This window comes from Metabacillus idriensis (assembly GCF_050483325.1).
GTDB classification, from domain to species: domain Bacteria; phylum Bacillota; class Bacilli; order Bacillales; family Bacillaceae; genus Bacillus_P; species Bacillus_P idriensis_A.
On the sequence record NZ_JBCMYF010000031.1, the window covers coordinates 1 to 17,182 of the forward strand.

12 protein-coding genes are annotated in these 17,182 nt (G+C 43.3%); 1 reads left to right on the forward strand and 11 read right to left on the reverse strand.

Going from position 1 to position 17,182, the window contains the following annotated elements; translation table 11 throughout:
* Positions 1–391: 391 nt before the first annotated feature.
* A complete protein-coding gene (locus ABEQ24_RS17360) occupies positions 392–661 on the reverse strand; it encodes an excalibur calcium-binding domain-containing protein (RefSeq protein ID WP_430007966.1) in 270 nt (89 codons plus the stop codon).
* 218 nt (positions 662–879) lie between these two features.
* Between ABEQ24_RS17360 and ABEQ24_RS17365 the strand changes: the two genes are divergently transcribed.
* A complete protein-coding gene (locus ABEQ24_RS17365) occupies positions 880–4,932 on the forward strand; it encodes an Ig-like domain-containing protein (protein WP_430007967.1) in 4,053 nt (1,350 codons plus the stop codon).
* A gap of 73 nt (positions 4,933–5,005) precedes the next feature.
* Here the strand turns inward: ABEQ24_RS17365 and ABEQ24_RS17370 are convergent, their stop codons facing one another.
* The 10 genes from ABEQ24_RS17370 to ABEQ24_RS17415 form a co-directional block, all read right to left on the reverse strand.
* Positions 5,006–5,899: an ROK family protein gene (locus tag ABEQ24_RS17370; protein ID WP_430007968.1), complete on the reverse strand. Its 894-nt coding sequence runs from the start codon at positions 5,897–5,899 to the stop codon at positions 5,006–5,008.
* 216 nt (positions 5,900–6,115) lie between these two features.
* Complete coding sequence (locus ABEQ24_RS17375) at positions 6,116–7,579, reverse strand: CoA-acylating methylmalonate-semialdehyde dehydrogenase (RefSeq protein WP_430007969.1); 1,464 nt, start codon at positions 7,577–7,579, stop codon at positions 6,116–6,118.
* 16 nt (positions 7,580–7,595) lie between these two features.
* Positions 7,596–8,600, reverse strand: coding sequence for a 5-dehydro-2-deoxygluconokinase (gene iolC, locus ABEQ24_RS17380; protein WP_430007970.1), 1,005 nt, complete (start codon positions 8,598–8,600; stop codon positions 7,596–7,598).
* Between the two features lie 17 nt (positions 8,601–8,617).
* Positions 8,618–9,424, reverse strand: a complete 807-nt coding sequence (gene iolB / locus ABEQ24_RS17385) for a 5-deoxy-glucuronate isomerase (protein ID WP_430007971.1) — start codon at positions 9,422–9,424, stop codon at positions 8,618–8,620.
* A gap of 16 nt (positions 9,425–9,440) precedes the next feature.
* On the reverse strand, positions 9,441–10,352 hold the full coding sequence (gene iolE, locus ABEQ24_RS17390) for a myo-inosose-2 dehydratase (RefSeq protein ID WP_430007972.1): 912 nt from the start codon (positions 10,350–10,352) through the stop codon (positions 9,441–9,443).
* A gap of 20 nt (positions 10,353–10,372) precedes the next feature.
* Positions 10,373–12,238 (reverse strand): 3D-(3,5/4)-trihydroxycyclohexane-1,2-dione acylhydrolase (decyclizing), encoded by a 1,866-nt coding sequence (iolD, locus tag ABEQ24_RS17395; RefSeq protein ID WP_430007973.1) that lies wholly within the window; start codon positions 12,236–12,238, stop codon positions 10,373–10,375.
* Between the two features lie 17 nt (positions 12,239–12,255).
* A complete protein-coding gene (iolG, locus tag ABEQ24_RS17400) occupies positions 12,256–13,278 on the reverse strand; it encodes an inositol 2-dehydrogenase (protein ID WP_430007974.1) in 1,023 nt (340 codons plus the stop codon).
* A gap of 16 nt (positions 13,279–13,294) precedes the next feature.
* Positions 13,295–15,412 (reverse strand): DUF5054 domain-containing protein, encoded by a 2,118-nt coding sequence (locus ABEQ24_RS17405; RefSeq protein WP_430007975.1) that lies wholly within the window; start codon positions 15,410–15,412, stop codon positions 13,295–13,297.
* A gap of 7 nt (positions 15,413–15,419) precedes the next feature.
* Positions 15,420–16,184 (reverse strand): sugar phosphate isomerase/epimerase family protein, encoded by a 765-nt coding sequence (locus tag ABEQ24_RS17410; RefSeq protein ID WP_430007976.1) that lies wholly within the window; start codon positions 16,182–16,184, stop codon positions 15,420–15,422.
* A gap of 20 nt (positions 16,185–16,204) precedes the next feature.
* Positions 16,205–17,167 carry an aldo/keto reductase gene (locus ABEQ24_RS17415; RefSeq protein ID WP_430007977.1) on the reverse strand — a complete coding sequence of 321 codons (963 nt, stop codon included), beginning with the start codon at positions 17,165–17,167 and terminating at the stop codon, positions 16,205–16,207.
* Positions 17,168–17,182 lie beyond the last annotated feature (15 nt).

The window sequence follows — 17,182 nt, forward strand, 5'->3', positions numbered from 1 at the left end:
CACTTGACTAATCGTAAGAAGGAGGCTGGGACAAAAGGTTTCCAACCAAAGAAAAATCCGAACTATTATGTGAAATTCCAACTTGAATTTCGTTTTAGTTCGGATTTTTTTCTTTGACAAAATGGTAGAAACCTTAAGTGGATTGCAGCGGATAAACTTGACTCCTGCGGGAGAATAGAGCGAAATGGAAGACCCCGCAGGCTCGCCGAGGAGGCTTCCACGCTCCCCGCGGAAAGCAAGTTCCTGCAGCGGAAAGGAACGGACATTATTTATCATGAAAGACAACAATCTATGCGAAAATAGCCATTTTTTTAAATGGTTTTCGCACACTTCAATGTTCGGCTTTCATTCAGGAGATGATTGTTATGTCCGAGCCTCTCAACAAACACGTTCACTTCTCACAAGCAATTAAATCTTTATCACGGTCACTCTTTGTATTTGCATTATACAGATCTTTTGAAACAAACGGTTTGTATTTCGTTTTTCCGCCTTTATTTTTTACTTTAGAAGACTGTGCGACTCCGCCCTTATAATCTTTGTTCAATTCTGTGCAGTTTTTGTACGTTTTCGCTTTAGCCTTTGCATCAACGGTATCTGCTGCTGTAAAAGAAAAACCAAGGACTAGTGCTAAAGAAAGCAAAAATGTTAATATATTCTTCATTTATAGTTCATTCCTCTCATAATCAATATTTTCTTATCTTAATAGATAAATTTAAATATTACAATCCAATGTTAACTCCTTTCGACAAAAACCAACATATGTCGAATAATTTATCCTTCTTAAGTTGCAAATTCACAGGGAAAATATAGTAAACTACTAAAGTTATAATAATCTTATTTACCTATGTTTTTATACCTAAATGGCAGGGAGAAATTTTCATGAAGAAGTTTATTAGTTTGCTGATCATTGGCTTTCTTTTAGCAGGACCGCTTACCACTGGCTATGTCCACGCAGAAACACCCAAGAAACTTACAGCTGAATTAAACGCTGATGAAAAACCAAGAAAAGAAAAATCCGGCAAGAGTGCTTCCTATAATCCGGATGATTATCCTCTCGTGGAAAACAACGATTACATCGGTACTTTAGTAGACAGCTTCAGCGCTTTTCATTCATTTACATTTAATTCATTAACGAGTCTTTCAGATGAATTAAAGCTTTCACTGCTCTACCAGATAGATGCATACAGCGGTCAAGAACCTTATACTACGCTTGAGTTTTATAAAGAAGATAATGGTTCATTGACGTATTTGACCCAGGCTTATTTCTATCTATCCTTTAGCGGCACCCTTACTTTAAGTGTGACTCTGCCAAAATCTTTATACGCAGAAGAAGAGTATGTTTATGTCAGGGTAGGTACTTCCAATTCCTTAAGTGACACCTATTATTCAGATACTGCAAGATTCAAAGTGAAAAATCCGGATTTTACGGGCGACTCCGGTTCTGATGATTACGTCATTATCAGCAATGAATCAACTTATGCAGAAGGATCCCAAAGCACTGGTTCTTTCCAAATCAACAATGAGAAATATACCTTTGATAAAAAATTGGATCTTGGCGCCTATCAAATCGATGCAGATAAACCTTTTAACATCAAGAAAAACAAAGACAAAATGTTCTCCAAACAGCAGACTGAGAAAATGCCAGATTACCAGACAGGAGATCAAAAACCGTTTTGGGTAACAAATTTCAGTAACAATCAGGATTATCAAATTCATGCATCCTTGTTGCACAGTGGTTCAAAAACAAACATATGGGTGCATGATAATCAGATTTCTGCCGCTGATGCCAAAAAGCTGTCTGACGAATTTGACAGCAGCATCCACCCTGCAGTCGTCAGCCATTTTGCCCCTGAATCAGATGTAAATGGGGATGGAAAGATCAATATTTTAGTTTTTGATATCCAGGATGGCTTTACAGGCAGCGGCGGCTATATTGGCGGCTACTTCTATGGCGGCGATCTGTACAATATGACCCACTCGAATCAATCAGAGATTTTCTACATTGATACCTATCCGTTAATGGGAATGAGTTCTTATAAAGCTGTAGAAAATTCTTATGAAACACTGGCCCATGAATTTCAGCACATGGTCAATTACAATCAGAATGTGTTCATTGAAGGAAATACAAACATGGATACATGGCTGAATGAAGCTCTTTCAATGGCAGCAGAACAAATCTACACAGGACAGGCTTTAACCAGCCGAATTGATTACTATAATGCATCCAATTCTATTAAAAATGGACACTCTCTCTTATACTGGGATCGATATGGTGATACCTTGTCAAACTATTCCCTTTCCTATTTATTCGGGCAATACGTAAGAATTCAGGCTAATCAGGGAAATCGTATTTTCAAGGATATTCTAAAAGATCCAAACAGCGACTACCGTGCAGTTGAAAATGCGGTACAAAAATACATTGATCCAGCACTCAGCTTCGGTGAATTTATGACGAATTTCCGCGGAGCCTTATTATTAAAAAACAAAACAGGTGAATATGGCTTCAAAGGCGAACCGGCTTTTGACGCCTTAAGTGAAAGAGTTTACGGAGGATCCTCTACCTATCTAAGAGGTGGCGGAGCCCTTGTAAAAAAGACAAATACAGCGGATATTCCTGCAGATAAAGGAACCGACGTCACTTATACCTTCATCAGCGGTGAAGAGCAAGACACTGCTGCACCTGCAGCACCTGCCGTCAATCCAGTTTCAGACCACGATCATGCAGTCTCAGGAACAGCAGAACCTAACGCAATGATCTATGTAAAAAAAGGAACAGAAACACTTGGAAACGATTTTGCAAATGAAACCGGCGAATTCAGTGTTGGCATTCAAGTACAGCAGGCCGGTACTGAATTGAAAGTCTACGCAGCAGATGCAGCCGGCAACAATAGCCAAGAATTAACTGTCATCGTTCAAGATCGGACAGCACCGCCCGTACCACAGGTGAATCCAGTCGGCGACAATCAAACAGCTGTTACCGGAAAAGCAGAAGCCGGTTCTAAGGTATATGTAAAAAAAGGCAGCACAGCTCTCGGCCTTGCCGCTGCAAATTCATCTGGTATTTTTAGTGCAGCAATTGCCAAACAACCTGCCGGAACAACACTTATCCTCTACTCAGAAGATGCTGCCGGCAATAAGAGCAGCGAAATAACAATAAAAGTACAAGATAAAACCGCTCCTGCTATTCCTGCAGTTGATCCTATAGGTGACAATCAAACAATCGTAACTGGTAAAGCGGAAGCTAACTCTGCTGTTGCTGTTAAAAATGGAACTATAATTCTTGGCGAAACAAAAACAAATAATGCTGGAGAATTTGCAGCAGACATTAAAACAAAGCAAAAAGCCGGAACCACTCTTTCCATTTATGCAAAGGATGCGGCTGGCAATCAAAGTGCAGCGGTTTCTGTTCAGGTAGCAGATAAAACGGCTCCAGATAAACCCGCTGTTGATCCAGTAGCTGACAATCAAACGATTGTTACTGGTAAAGCGGAAGCTAACTCTGCTGTTACTGTTAAAAATGGAACTATAATTCTTGGCGAAACAAAAACAAATAATGCCGGAGAATTTTCAGCAGATATCAAAACAAAACAAAAAGCCGGGACCACTCTCTCCATCTATGCAAAAGACGCGGCTGGCAACCTAAGTGCAGCGGTTTCTGTTCAAGTAGCGGATAAAACGGCACCCGCTAAACCTACAGTTGATCCAGTTGCCGACAATCAAACGGTTGTTACTGGTAAAGCGGAAGCTAACTCTACTGTTACTGTTAAAAATGGAACTATCACTCTTAGCGAAACAAAAACAAATAATGCTGGGGTATTTTCAGCAGACATCAAAACAAAGCAAAAAGCCGGGACCACTCTCTCCATCTATGCAAAGGACGCGGCTGGCAACCTAAGTGCAGCGGCTTCTGTTCAGGTAGCAGATAAAACGGCACCTGCTAAACCTACAGTTGATCCAGTAGCTGACAATCAAACGATTGTTACTGGTAAAGCCGAAGCTAATTCTACCATCACTGTTAAAAACGGAACCACTGCTCTTGGGGAAGCAAAAACAAATAGTGCTGGGGTATTTTCAGCAGACATTAAAACAAAGCAAAAAGCTGGGGCCACTCTCTCCATCTATGCAAAAGACGCGGCTGGCAATCAAAGTGCAATTGTTTCAATTCAAGTAGTGGATAAAACAGCTCCAGATAAGCCTACTGTTGATCCAGTAGCTGACAATCAAACGGTTGTTACTGGTAAAGCGGAAGCTAACTCTGCTGTTACTGTTAAAAATGGAACTGCTGTTCTTGGAGAAGCAAAAGCAAATAGCACAGGAGACTTTTCAGCAGATATCAAAACGAAACTAACTTCCGGAACTCTTCTTACCATTTATACGAAGGATGCAGCCGGCAACCAAAGTCCTTCGACTACTGTAGAAGTTACTAAAAAAACAATGCCTGCAAAACCAACAGTAACCACAGTAGGCGATAATACCACTGTTATTACCGGAAAAGCAGATGCCGGCTCAACCGTCTATTTGAAAAATCGCGGTAAAACTATTGGTACCGCAGTAGCGGACAGCAGCGGCAGCTTCTCCATCACGCTTAAAGAGAAACAAAAAGCAAGATCCATTCTATTCCTCTATTCCGTAAAAGATAAAGGGAACAGAAGCCCGATACTCATCATGAAAGTCGCTGATCAAACAGCACCTAAGACGCCTGCCGTAAAGAAACTTTCTTCACGATCTACATTTGTGACAGGAAAAGCGGAAATTGGCTCAACGGTATATGTCTATAATGGGACTGCAAGCCTTGGAAAAACTACTGTACGTTCAAAATCAGGAGTATACAGAGTGAAGATTAAAGCACAGAAAAAAGGAACCACATTATCTGTGTATGCAGAAGATAAGGCTGGGAATAAAAGCAGCAAGAAGGATATGATCGTTCGATAATTAAAAAAGATGGCTGGAGATTTATTAATTCCAGCCATCTTTTTTATTTTTCATATCAGCACTGCAAACATCCTTATAGGTACTGTCCAGGAACCATCGCAGCTCCTACAACTCCAGCCTTCTGATCCAAAGATGCAAGCTCTACTTTCAAATGCGGTCTAAGACTGGGATATAAAAGAGGAAGCACTTTCCCCTTTAATGGATCCAGCATTAAGTCTTTAGATTTCATGACTCCGCCGCCAAGAACAATAACTTCTGGATTTAAAGTATGAACGATATTGGCTATCCCAATGGCCAAGTAGTTAAGGGCTTCATCAATGATTGCTGCTGCCTCCTGATTGCCTTCTTTAGCAAGCAGGAACACCTCTTTAGCACCATGGCCCGGCCCAAAGACAGACTCCGCTTTTCTCCCGATTGCCGTCCCGCTTGCAAGAGCCTCTAATGCTCCCTTATTAAGGTTTGGAGCACCGATTGCATGGGGATCTACTATCATATTTCCAATCTCTCCGCAGTTTCCCTGAGCACCTGAAATAACCTTGCCGTCATATACATATCCCCCTCCGACTCCTGTAGAAACGGTAATGTAAAAGACACTGTCTGCTTTTTTGCCAGCACCGATCAGTGCTTCTGCAAGTGCAGCCGCATTGGCATCGTTTTCAAGATACACCGGCAAATCAACGGCCGACGCAATTGTTTTTGTCAATTCGATATTTTGCCAGCCCGGAAGATTGGGCGGTTCTATAATAATCCCATTCTTCGCATCCAGCGGTCCAGGTGCCCCAATGCCAACAGCTTGAACAGCATGCCTTGCCTGCAGCCCCTGAATCATGACAATGATCTTCTCAATAGCCCTATGAGGTCCATTCCGCACTTCTGTAGAACAACCAAGCTCTTCTATAATACTTCCATTATCATCTATCACTGCCACCCGGATGTTTGTACCGCCTAAATCGACTCCAATGTTCATTTTCCCCCACCATCCCATTAAATCTTTTGTATAAGATTAATGATAGTGCCTAGTATACTCTTATACAACTCCAATCTTCAGATTGATTCACTTGCATGCAATAAACATCATTCCAAATGGAGAATGATAGCTCCTGATGGTTGGAGCAAATAAAAGAACGAGAACCTATTTATTCTCGTCCTTTCTTTTTTCAGTTTCTCAAGGAATCTTCGGACCTTACATACCCCAATGAGCCGTTACCATTTTTCTTTTCGTGTAAAATTCCACTCCATCTGAACCATTTGCATGGAGGTCTCCATAGAAAGAGTTTTTCCAGCCAGAGAACGGGAAGAAAGCCATCGGAGCCGGAACTCCAATGTTGACTCCAAGCATTCCAGCTTGAATTTTTTCTCTGAAATAGCGAACGCTGCTGCCGTCCTGGGTAAACAAACAGGCTCCATTTCCAAAGTCGGATTTGTTGGATAGCTCGATGGCTTCTTTTAAATCCTTAACCCGAACAATCGATAATACGGGTGCAAAAATTTCTTCTTTCCAGATCTTCATATCAGTTGTGACTTTATCAAAGATGGTAGGGCCGATAAAATAACCATTTGATTCGGCCGTATCCTTTCGGCCATCACGGATCAAGATTGCCCCTTCATCCTCACCGGCTTCGATATACCGCTCTGTCCGTTCTTTGTGTTCTTTACGGATAACGGGCCCTAAGAACACTTCTTCATCAAGCCCGTTTCCTATTTTTATTTTATTTGCATGCTGAACCAGCTTTCCAATGAGTTCATCCGCTACATCCCCAACAGCAACAACTACTGAGCAGGCCATGCATCTTTCGCCTGCAGAGCCGTAAGCAGCATTGACAATCTGTCTGACTGCTTCGTCAAGCTTCGCATCAGGCATGACGATACTGTGGTTTTTTGCTCCTGCTAATGCCTGCACCCGCTTTCCGTTTGCTGCTGCCGTTTTATAAACATGTTCGGCAACAGGCTGAGAGCCTACAAAGGAAATGGCCGGAATGCCAGGATGTTCGAGCATGCCATTCACGACATCATGTGCACCATGAACAAGATTGAAAACCCCATCAGGAAGTCCGGCTTCTTTAAATAACTCAGCTAATCGGTTTGCTAATAGCGGTGTTCTCTCAGACGGCTTCAGGACAAAGGTATTTCCGCATGCGATTGCCAGCGGAAACATCCAGCAAGGGACCATCATCGGAAAGTTAAAAGGAGTAATTCCTCCTACAACTCCAACAGGATAGCGGAACATGCCTGATTCGATATTTGAAGCAATATCAGGAAGCTGTTTCCCCATCATGAGAGTTGGAGCTCCAGCGGCAAATTCCACGCATTCAATTCCTCGCTGCACTTCTCCGTATGCTTCCTTATAGCTTTTCCCGTTTTCTTTTGTGATTAATAGAGCGAGCTCGTCCCAGTGATCAACAAGAAGCTGCTGATATTTAAATAGAATGCGCGCTCTTTTGGGCACAGGAGTCTGACTCCAGTTTTCAAATGCCGCTTCAGCTGTTTTAACAGCATAATCAAGATCTTCCTTGGCAGAAAGAGGAACGAATGCCATGACTTCATCTGTTGCGGGGTTAGGCACCGGCAGGGTCTGTGAGGATAATGATTCGATCCACTGGCCTCCTATGTAATTTTTAAGTGTTTGAATATGAGTACTTGTTGTCATTCTTTTCTCCCCTCTCTTAAACGGTTTCGCTCTGTCTATGCTTCTTAATAAACCGGTCGACCTGTTCTTCAGTCGGCATCGCATCGGAACAGCTGTGGCTTGAGATGACAATTGCAGCTGCTGCGCTTCCATATTCCATTGCTTTTGGAAGCTTCCAGCCCTTCATCAATCCATAAATCAGCCCTGCTGCATATGAATCGCCGGCACCGAAGGTTTTGATCACATTTGCAGGAAATGCAGAACCTTCAAAAGAGCCGCCATCTTTTGTATAAGCGATGGAGCCATCTTTTCCGTGCTTAATCACGACGATTTTTGCGTGATAATCGAACCATTTCTTTGCCGTCTGCCAGTCATTTGCCTCTGTTCTCTGTTCAAATTGTTCCATCATATCAAATTCTTCCCGGGTGCCGATGATCACATCACACTTTTCGGCAGCAAGATTGTAATAGATTGCCGTTTCATCTTGAGAAGTCCAAGTATATGGACGGTAATCGATATCAAAGAATACAATGACTCCATGCTTTCTCGCATACTCTAACACCAAGAAAACCGCTTCTCTTGATGGGCTTTTCGCTAAAGCAGTTCCTGAGATTAAGAGTGATTTAGCCTGTTTGATATAATCTTCTCTTATATCCTGAGGTTCTAGCTTTAAATCCGCGGCATTATCTCTGTATAATAGAATGCTGCAGTCTTCAGGACTTTTAATCTCAGTAAAAGCAAGGCCTGTCACACTTCCGCTTTTATCTGTGATGACATTTGAAGTGTCTATTTGATTCTCTTTTAAATACTGAACAATAAACCGCCCCATCTGGTCATCGGCAACCCGCCCAATGAAGCCGGTTTTTTTGCCGAGTCTTGACATGCCGATTGAAATATTGGCAGGAGAACCGCCAACATATTTCGTAAAGGTACGGGTTTCTTCCATATGACGATTGATTTCATTTGCATTCAAATCGATGCAAAGTCTGCCAACACCGATAAAATCAAGCGATCGATTCGGGTCAAAGGTTAGTAGAGTCATTGTTTCACCCCTTGTTCTTATTTTTTCGGCATGAGCCATTCATGCTCGGGATCATTATGGAACTTCCATGTGCGGATTGGTCCTGCCATGACATTTAAGTAATAGCCTTCATATCCGGGCGGCGTGCTCACAGGATGGTAGCCCTCTGGAACCATAACTGCATCGCCGCTGCTGACCGCCATGGTTTCATTTATGCTTCGGTCATCTGTATAGACTCTCTGGATAATAAAGCCGTTTTCCGGACTCACACGGTGGTAATACGTTTCTTCCAGATATGATTCTTCCGGCAAATTATTTTGATCATGTTTATGCGGTGGGTAGCTCGACCAATTCCCTTCTGGTGTAAACACTTCTACAACAAGCAAGCTGTCTGCCTCTTTTTGTTCAGGCAAAATATTATGGATCAGACGTTCCATATTGCCCGAACCTCTTATTTCCACTCCCACATCTTCAGGTCTGATGAGCCTGGCTTTGTATGTACCTTTTCCAGGCGCTTTGCATACGGCAAGCTCAAGGTCGGTCGCTGCTGCAACTGTCACTTCGTCTTCTGAAGGAACATAAACGGAGAAGGGCGGAATCTTTTCGAAGATACTCATTCGTTTGCCGACATTTTCCCACGACACTTCATGTGTACTGACATTTGCTTTTCCTCTCAGAAAAACGAGGCATGCTTCCTGGTCTTCAGTTGCCAGTTTTAATGTTTGTCCTGCCTTCAATTGATAGATTTCAAATCCAACATATTCCCAATCAGCACTTTGCGGTGTAATGCATAATACACGCCCATTTTGATCCGGCTGATGGCTTGGAACCATTAACTTCTTCATTTTGATTTCTCCCCCTTCACTGCTTTAATTCCTTCCAAATGCGATCGATATATTGTTTGGAAAGTCTTGCATAGGTATATGGATTTTTCTCATCAGGATCCTGCTCTGCTTCAATAATGACCCATCCGCTGTATTCTTGGTCCTTCAGCCATTCCAATATTGGCTTAAAATCCAGGATTCCGTCTCCCGGTACAGTAAAAACATTTGCAAGAACAGAAGTTTTAAAATCGATCCCTTCGCTTCTGACATGTTCCAGTACATTCTTTCTTACGTCCTTCAGATGAACATGCTTAATTCGATCTGCATATTCCGCAAGAATCTCCATGGGTTCAGCCCCCGCATAATAGGCATGGCCGCTGTCAAATAACAAGTGAACAAGCTCCGGATCGGATTCCTGCATCAGACGATCGATTTGTTCTTTGGATTCAACATTTGTTCCCATATGATAGTGATACACTAACTGCATGTCATGTTCTCGGCAAATTTGACCGGCCTTCTCAAGGCCATCAATCATTGCATTCCATTCCTGATCTGTCAGCGGTCGGACATCCGCCTCATTTTTTCCTCGTCTGGGGTCACCGATAGTGGAACCTCCGAGCTCACACGTGACAATCGTTTTGCAGCCCATTTCTTTTAAAAAGAGAACATGCTTCCGGTAGCTTTCGAGTTCCGCTTCATGTCTTGCAGCATCTGAAAAGAGGACGCCTTTCCACTGTGAGGCAAGGCTCATCCCTTTATGATCAAGCAGTGCTTTTAAAGACTGTACATGACTCGGGAACTTGCGGCTCATTTCTGTGCCTGCATACCCTAATGACGCCATCTCGCTCAGGATGGTTTCTCCTGAATAATGGTCTCCAAGTCTAAGCACATCTTCATTGGCCCAGTTTATTGCTGATATTCCCAGTTTAAACGGAAATGCTTCTCTCATTCTTCCACCTCTCAAACGATTTAATATTTCTTTGCAAGCTTCACGTTTTCTTTCATTTCTTTATGCGACTCAATCACCTTTTCACTGGCTGAAACCTCAGGAACATCAACCCGCCACCAGGACTCATAGCCATCCGTGTTCGTTCCCGGAATGACTTTCATATGAATTAAAGTAGAAACGGTTTCTTCTTTAGATTGCTTTATAGCAGCCTGTAATTCATCAACAGCAGAAACAGAGTATGCTTTTACGCCAAGAGCTTCTGCATACTTCGCAAAATCAATCGTCAGATAATCATCCGCTAATAGATTGGATTCACCTGAGCGGTATCTGAACTCATTTCCAAACCCATCGCTTCCGTGTCCGCGCTGCAAATTATGGATGCACTGAAAGCCGTTGTTATCAAATAATAGAATCGTAATTTTCTTGTGTTCCTGTATGCTTGTCAAAAGCTCGGAATGCAGCATGAGAAAACTGCCGTCTCCGCACATGGCGTATACTTCTTTATCAGGTTCAGCAAGCTTCACGCCAAATGCGCCTGAAACCTCGTACCCCATACATGAAAACCCGTATTCCAGATGGTAGTCCTTCGGCGTTTTGCTTCTCCAGACACGATGCAAGTCACCAGGCAAGCTGCCCGCCGCTCCGACAATGACAGATTGATCATCCAATAACTGAGTCAGTTCTCCTAAAACCCTCGTTTGTGACAAGCCTGCTTCATGATCCTGCTCAAATAGCCGATCCACTTCTCTGTCCCATTCAAATTTTAAAGAAGCCAGCCTCTCCAAGCTATGCCCCGACATGTAATGATGCTTTTCCAGCTCTTCGCTTATCGCCTGCAACGCTGTCTTTGCATCCGCAACGACAGATAAGCCATCCATTTTCATTGCATCCATTGAATTCACATTAATTCCGATTAGTACCGCCTCAGGATGCTGAAAAGCTTGCTTAGAAGAGGTAGGGAAATCCGCAAGCCTAGTGCCTACCGCGATAATGAGATCCGCCTCTCTGGCCAGCCGATTGGCAGATAAAGACCCCGTTACCCCAATTGCACCTGCATTTAGCGGATGATCCCAAGGAAGCGCGCTTTTCCCGGCCTGCGTTTCAGTGACTGGAATATGAAATTTCTCGGCAAATTCAGCCAGAGCGCCCGCTGCAAACGAATAATGAACACCGCCGCCAGCAATGATAATCGGGTTTTTCTTAACTGAGATTAACTCAGCGGCTCTTTTTAACGCGGCAGGTGAAAGGCTTAACCGGTCTACATAATGAATGCGCTTTCGAAAAAATTCAGAAGGATAATCATAGGCTTCAGTTTGCACATCCTGCGGAAGACAAAGGGTTACAGCACCTGTTTCAGCAGGATCAGTCAACACCCGCATCGCCTGCAGGGCAGCTGTCATAAGCTGCTCCGGCCGGGTAATCCGGTCCCAATACTTGCTTACAGGCTTAAAGGCATCGTTTGCCGAAATGGTATAATCGGATGAATCTTCGATTTGCTGAAGAACGGGATCAGGCTGACGGCAGGCAAACGTATCACCAGGCAGGAGCAAGACAGGTATTCGATTTACTGTCGCCGTCCCGGCAGCTGTAACCATGTTTAATGCCCCAGGTCCAATCGAAGTTGTGCAGGCAAATGCTTCTAACCGGTTTTTTTGTTTCGCATAGGCAGTTGCTGCGTGCACCATGCCTTGTTCATTTTTCCCTTGAATAAACGTTAAACCGTGCTCTTCTCTTTCGAGCGCTTCACCAATCCCGGTTACATTCCCGTGTCCGAAAATGCCCATAACACCTTTAAAGAATTTCGTTTCGTTCTCATCAATCATGATATATTGCTGATCCAGAAATCTTACAAGAGCCTGTGCCATCGTTAAACGTATGGTGTTCATTCTGTTCCTCCTATCTTCTATCTTTTTGCTTGAATACCAGATTCGAGCTTTACAGGTTTTCCGGTTTCATAGGATTCTTTCGCTGCTTTTGCGATCTGTTCTGCCTTCAAGCCATCCAGTCCGCTGCACGCAATAGGACTGTCCGACAGAATCGAATCTATAAAAGCATTAATCTCTTGAACATATGAGTCCTGATACCGTTCAAGGAAAAAGTGCTTTGGTTTATCGCGGTAAACACCTTCTGATGTACTGATTTCAATTGTTGTCGGCAAATCATTCTGCACAGCTGCTGAACCGAGGGATCCGAAAACTTCAACTCTTTGATCATACCCATAGACGGCTTTCCGGCTGTTATCAATCACTCCGATCGCTCCGTTTGAAAATTTCAGTGTCATGACGGCCGTATCTGTATCTCCATATTCAGAAAAAACAGGGTCAATGAGGCTTGCTCCTTGAACATACACTTCCTCTACTTCACTGCCGGTTACATACCGGGCCATATCAAAATCGTGAATGGACATATCCATGAACATGCCGCCGGATGTCTGGATGTATTGTTCTGACGGAGGTTCAGGATCACGGGATGTGATTTTCACAATATGCGGGGCACCAATCGTGCCAGATTTCACAGTTTCATAGATTTTTTTAAAGTTATGGTCAAACCTCCTGTTAAAGCCCACTTGCAGCTTCACGCCCGCTTCTTCAACAGCCTCTAATGCATTCAATGAATGGTCATAGTTTAAACTGATCGGCTTTTCACAAAAGATATGCTTCCCGGCATTCGCAGCTTCCTTGATAATATCCGTGTGAGTGCTTGTCGGGGAGCAAATAAAAACCGCATCAATCTCTGAATCAGTTAACAGCTCCCGATAGTCCGTTGTAACATGGGTGATTCCAGCAGAAGATGCCCATTCCTTCAGTGATTCAGCCCTCACATCTGAAATGCTTTTGACCGCTGCCAGAGGATGACGCAGCAGATTTTCCGCATGCAGTTTTCCAATCCTCCCAATTCCGATAATTCCAATCGTAAGCTTGCCCATATACGCACGCCCCTTCTTATTTTTCATAGGAATGAAGTTTCAATGAAAATCTGAATTTAGCATCTTCTTCGTACCACATTGGAAAATTCGTCCCCCATACATTGTTGTATAAATTAAAATGAAAGCCGTTCTCTAAGTTCGGAGTCTTATTATCCAGCTGCAATAATCGTTTCTCTCCCGGAGACACAAGAGGGGCATCCATCGTTTCAATAACAGCCCATCCATCTGCACCATGATAAGTAAGCCCCGACTGAACCCCGTGAAGATTGCGGTTTCCGTTTTTTACGACCTCATGCGGAGAAATCATGATGCCCATCTTATCCATTTTCCAGAGATTCGGATTATCCACCTGCAGGGAGAAGGAGAACCAAAGCGCTTCAGGAAGCCTGTTTGCATCTTTTTCAAACCAGTTCAATTCAACCTCAATTGCTTGATCACCTTTTAAAAATGTGTAGATCACTTCAATCTCTCTTGGTGCACCGTATACCTCTGCAGCTTTAGCAGGCAGACGGAGCTGAACAAAGACACTATCACACGCAGATGACTGCTGTTTTTTAAGTGAGATTAATTCAGGGCGATAGAGTGAGTGAACAGGAATCGGCTGAACCAGTTCCATGCCCGGCTTCCCTTGGTCTGCTTCAGACCAGCGGTACGTTTGATCAAGATTTTCTACATATTGCTTAAACCAAGTCTGGTAATTTTCAACCCCGAAGGATTCATAGGAAAAGACACCAAGACGCTGTTCTGGATTTGTCCATTCTTTACCTGATTGATCAATTAATCGTGAAATGGAGCCATCATCTGAGAAAGATACTTGGAACTCCCCAAGTGAATAAACAGCGCCTGTCCTCATTTCCCCGTATCCATTTACGTTCTTTTTAACGGGCTTTAAGGCTTCAAATGCCGCTTTCACTTCCTGTTGTTTGTCAGTAGAAAGTGCTCCCGCAGCCTTCTGAAGGAACCCCCTTTGCTCCTTCCAAGAGCTTTCAAATAAGCTGTAGCTTCTATTTTCCCATGTAGTTGAAAAGAGCTGTTTGGACATATTATCAAATTCATGCATCGCAAATGAACCAATATAGCCGTATTTATCAGGAACCGCATCTTTTGAAATGAAATCGCGCTCTCTTGCCGACTTAAAGTCTTGTTTTGAATAATGTTTATAATCATTTAAATACTTTTTTTCATCAAGGCCCCATGTATGTTCAGGAATTAATAACAACCAATCCGAGAACTCTTTACATTCTTCGCTGCCTTCTTCCAATCTGCCTTGTGTGATCCATGTATTCCGAAGCCTGACGAGCTCGCGATAATCCGCAACTTTTTTCGGATCCGTACCCGCTCCGTGAATCCATGTATCGCCAATTTCTTCATTTACAACTGGAAGTGTATGCTTGACTGCTGCAAGTTTTTCTGCAAAGGCATCCATAGTAGACGCTATAATCCTGGCATTCGGGAAGCGTTCGCTTAATTGATTAAACTCTTGTTTAATATCCTCTATCGACGGCGGTCCGCAATTGTCGCCGGTGTGGGCAAAGACCATCACTTCATTCAATCCATCTATCTTTAAGACATCCCCATAATTGTCTGCATAATTGACAATGACATCAGATCCATCATCCGATTTCCATACAAATAGATTAGGAACGGACGGGACCTTCGAGGCTGGATTTACGCCAAAGTGCAAATAGCGGATTCCGCTTTCAGCGAGCAGAGGAATCATTGCCTTTGTATGCCCCGGGACATCCGTCATTTTTCCCGCAATCGTCTGTTTCCCATATTTCTTATCAAGATTTTTCGAGATCGTTAATCCGTACTCAAACAGATTTTTGTCCATCAATTCTGTATGTGTTGTGAAAGGAAGGCCGTGCCAGGCGATATACCCTTTAGAGATTGCCTCTTCCATGACCTTTAGTTCATCGTCATTTGCCCGTTTTAAGTATTCATGAATGAGCCATGAGCCCGTAGTCCATACAAACCCTGCATTGCCTTTCTCCATCTCAAGCTCACGGCTTAAGTTAATAGCCTTCGGTATATAGGATTGAATATATTGGTTTGTGACGTTTTCAGCTAAATCTGTAAAGCCGATATCAAGATGTGTTTTAAATATGACATGTACAACTTCAATCTCTTTCAAATGAATGTCACCCCTCGTTTGTCTGCCATTTGGCTGTCAGTTTGATCAGATAGGCAAGGCTCTGCTCCAGGCTGTCGAATGGGCTCCCTTCACAAATATCCTGTTCAACCGCGTACCATTGTGCACCATTTTGTTCTCCCCACTTTAAAATCGGTTCAAAATCGATGCAGCCTGCACCTATTTCCGCAAAACTTTCTTTTCCGTCACTCGTCATATCCTTTAAATGCAGAATTGGCATTTGATGCGGAAACCGGCGAATATAACTTAATGGATCAAGTCCAGCTTTTTTCACCCAATACGTATCTATTTCAGGAAAAATGCCTGCTGGCGAAAGAAGATAATCCAGTGCATATTCTCCATCAATTAGAGTTTGGAACTCAAAATCGTGATGATGATAGCCGATTCGAAACCCCTGCGGCACTGCTTTTGCGGAGATGGCGAGCAGGTCTTTTCTGACGCTTATGTATCCCTCTTCGTTTTTCAAATGGTCGTCTAAATACGGCAAAATGATTTCTTCTGTTTGAAACAGTTCAGCTTCCTTTAATACATCATCCAGCTCATGCTTCAGCCTGTCTAAGCCAACATGCATACCAGCCGTTTTTAGACCTGTTTCGTTCAGAACCCCCGCTATCTCCTCAGGTGAATACCCATAAAGGCCATCTATTTGAACAGCTTCAAAGCCCATTTCTTTCAACACCCTTAACGTCCCTGGAAAATCATTCTGAATTTCATTTCGCAGCGTATATAATTGGGCAGCGAATTTATGTTTCATTCCTTGAACCGCTCCTCTCCTTAAACACTTGCTTTCCGTTCCACCAAATTCAGCCAGTTCATTTCTTCTGCCGTCAGTTTAATAGTAGAACCCGCTACAGATGAACTCAATTCTTCAGCATTTTCCGGTCCTATGATGGCTGCCGTTTGGAAAGGCTGGTTTAAAACATAAGCGAGTGCGATTTGAATAGCCGACACACCCTTGGCTTCAGCAAGCTCCTTAGCCCGTTCATACCTTTTCCAATTATCCTCGGAGTAATAGACACGGACCATTTCTTCATGGTCTTTTCTATCAGGAGAAAATCTTCCGCTGAAGAAGCCCCCCGCCTGAGATGACCATGAAAGCAGCGGCATCTGGGAGCCCTTGTGCCAATTCTCCATGTGCTCATCCACTGAAATACAGCCTGGCCACCTTGGTTCCCTGCATTTTGCAAGGCTCAAGTTCGGACTATTAAACGTAAACCCTATTAATCCATGTTCCGCCGCATACTCATTCGCTTCCTGAATACGCTTATGCGACCAGTTCGATGCCCCAATTGCATGAAGCTGACCTGAAGCCAGATGCTGATTTAACGCATCCATAATTACGCCAACCTCTATGCTTTCGTCATCACGATGAAGCGCATAAAAATCTATGTAGTCCGTCCCCAATCGCTCTAAGCTTTCTGAGATATCTTTAGATATAGCTGCTGCATTTACGCGGGGGCCTGGTTCACCATCATCAGGATGTGCCCCTTTTGTTAAAATATGAATCTCCCTGCGATCCTTCGTATGGAGCCATTCTCCAAAGATAACCTCGCTGTCTATATACTGATGCGCCATATCAAACATATTTCCGCCTATTTTAAAGTACTCATCGAGCATATCGAATGCCTTCTGCCTGCTGTCATATTGATAGAAGTGAGCCGTCCCCATTATTAACCTCGAGCAGGCTTTCTCAGTATATTTTTGATCAATAACTCCTCTTAAACTATGAAATTCCATCTATATGCCTCCTTA

Bases quoted from the DNA above. Each gene is read 5' to 3' on its own strand.
- ABEQ24_RS17360 (WP_430007966.1), bottom strand. From the start codon at position 661: ATGAAGAATATATTAACATTTTTGCTTTCTTTAGCACTAGTCCTTGGT.
- ABEQ24_RS17365 (WP_430007967.1), top strand. From the start codon at position 880: ATGAAGAAGTTTATTAGTTTGCTGATCATTGGCTTTCTTTTAGCAGGA.
- ABEQ24_RS17370 (WP_430007968.1), bottom strand. From the start codon at position 5,899: ATGAACATTGGAGTCGATTTAGGCGGTACAAACATCCGGGTGGCAGTG.
- ABEQ24_RS17375 (WP_430007969.1), bottom strand. From the start codon at position 7,579: ATGACAACAAGTACTCATATTCAAACACTTAAAAATTACATAGGAGGC.
- iolC (WP_430007970.1), bottom strand. From the start codon at position 8,600: ATGACTCTACTAACCTTTGACCCGAATCGATCGCTTGATTTTATCGGT.
- iolB (WP_430007971.1), bottom strand. From the start codon at position 9,424: ATGAAGAAGTTAATGGTTCCAAGCCATCAGCCGGATCAAAATGGGCGT.
- iolE (WP_430007972.1), bottom strand. From the start codon at position 10,352: ATGAGAGAAGCATTTCCGTTTAAACTGGGAATATCAGCAATAAACTGG.
- iolD (WP_430007973.1), bottom strand. From the start codon at position 12,238: ATGAACACCATACGTTTAACGATGGCACAGGCTCTTGTAAGATTTCTG.
- iolG (WP_430007974.1), bottom strand. From the start codon at position 13,278: ATGGGCAAGCTTACGATTGGAATTATCGGAATTGGGAGGATTGGAAAA.
- ABEQ24_RS17410 (WP_430007976.1), bottom strand. From the start codon at position 16,184: ATGAAACATAAATTCGCTGCCCAATTATATACGCTGCGAAATGAAATT.
- ABEQ24_RS17415 (WP_430007977.1), bottom strand. From the start codon at position 17,167: ATGGAATTTCATAGTTTAAGAGGAGTTATTGATCAAAAATATACTGAG.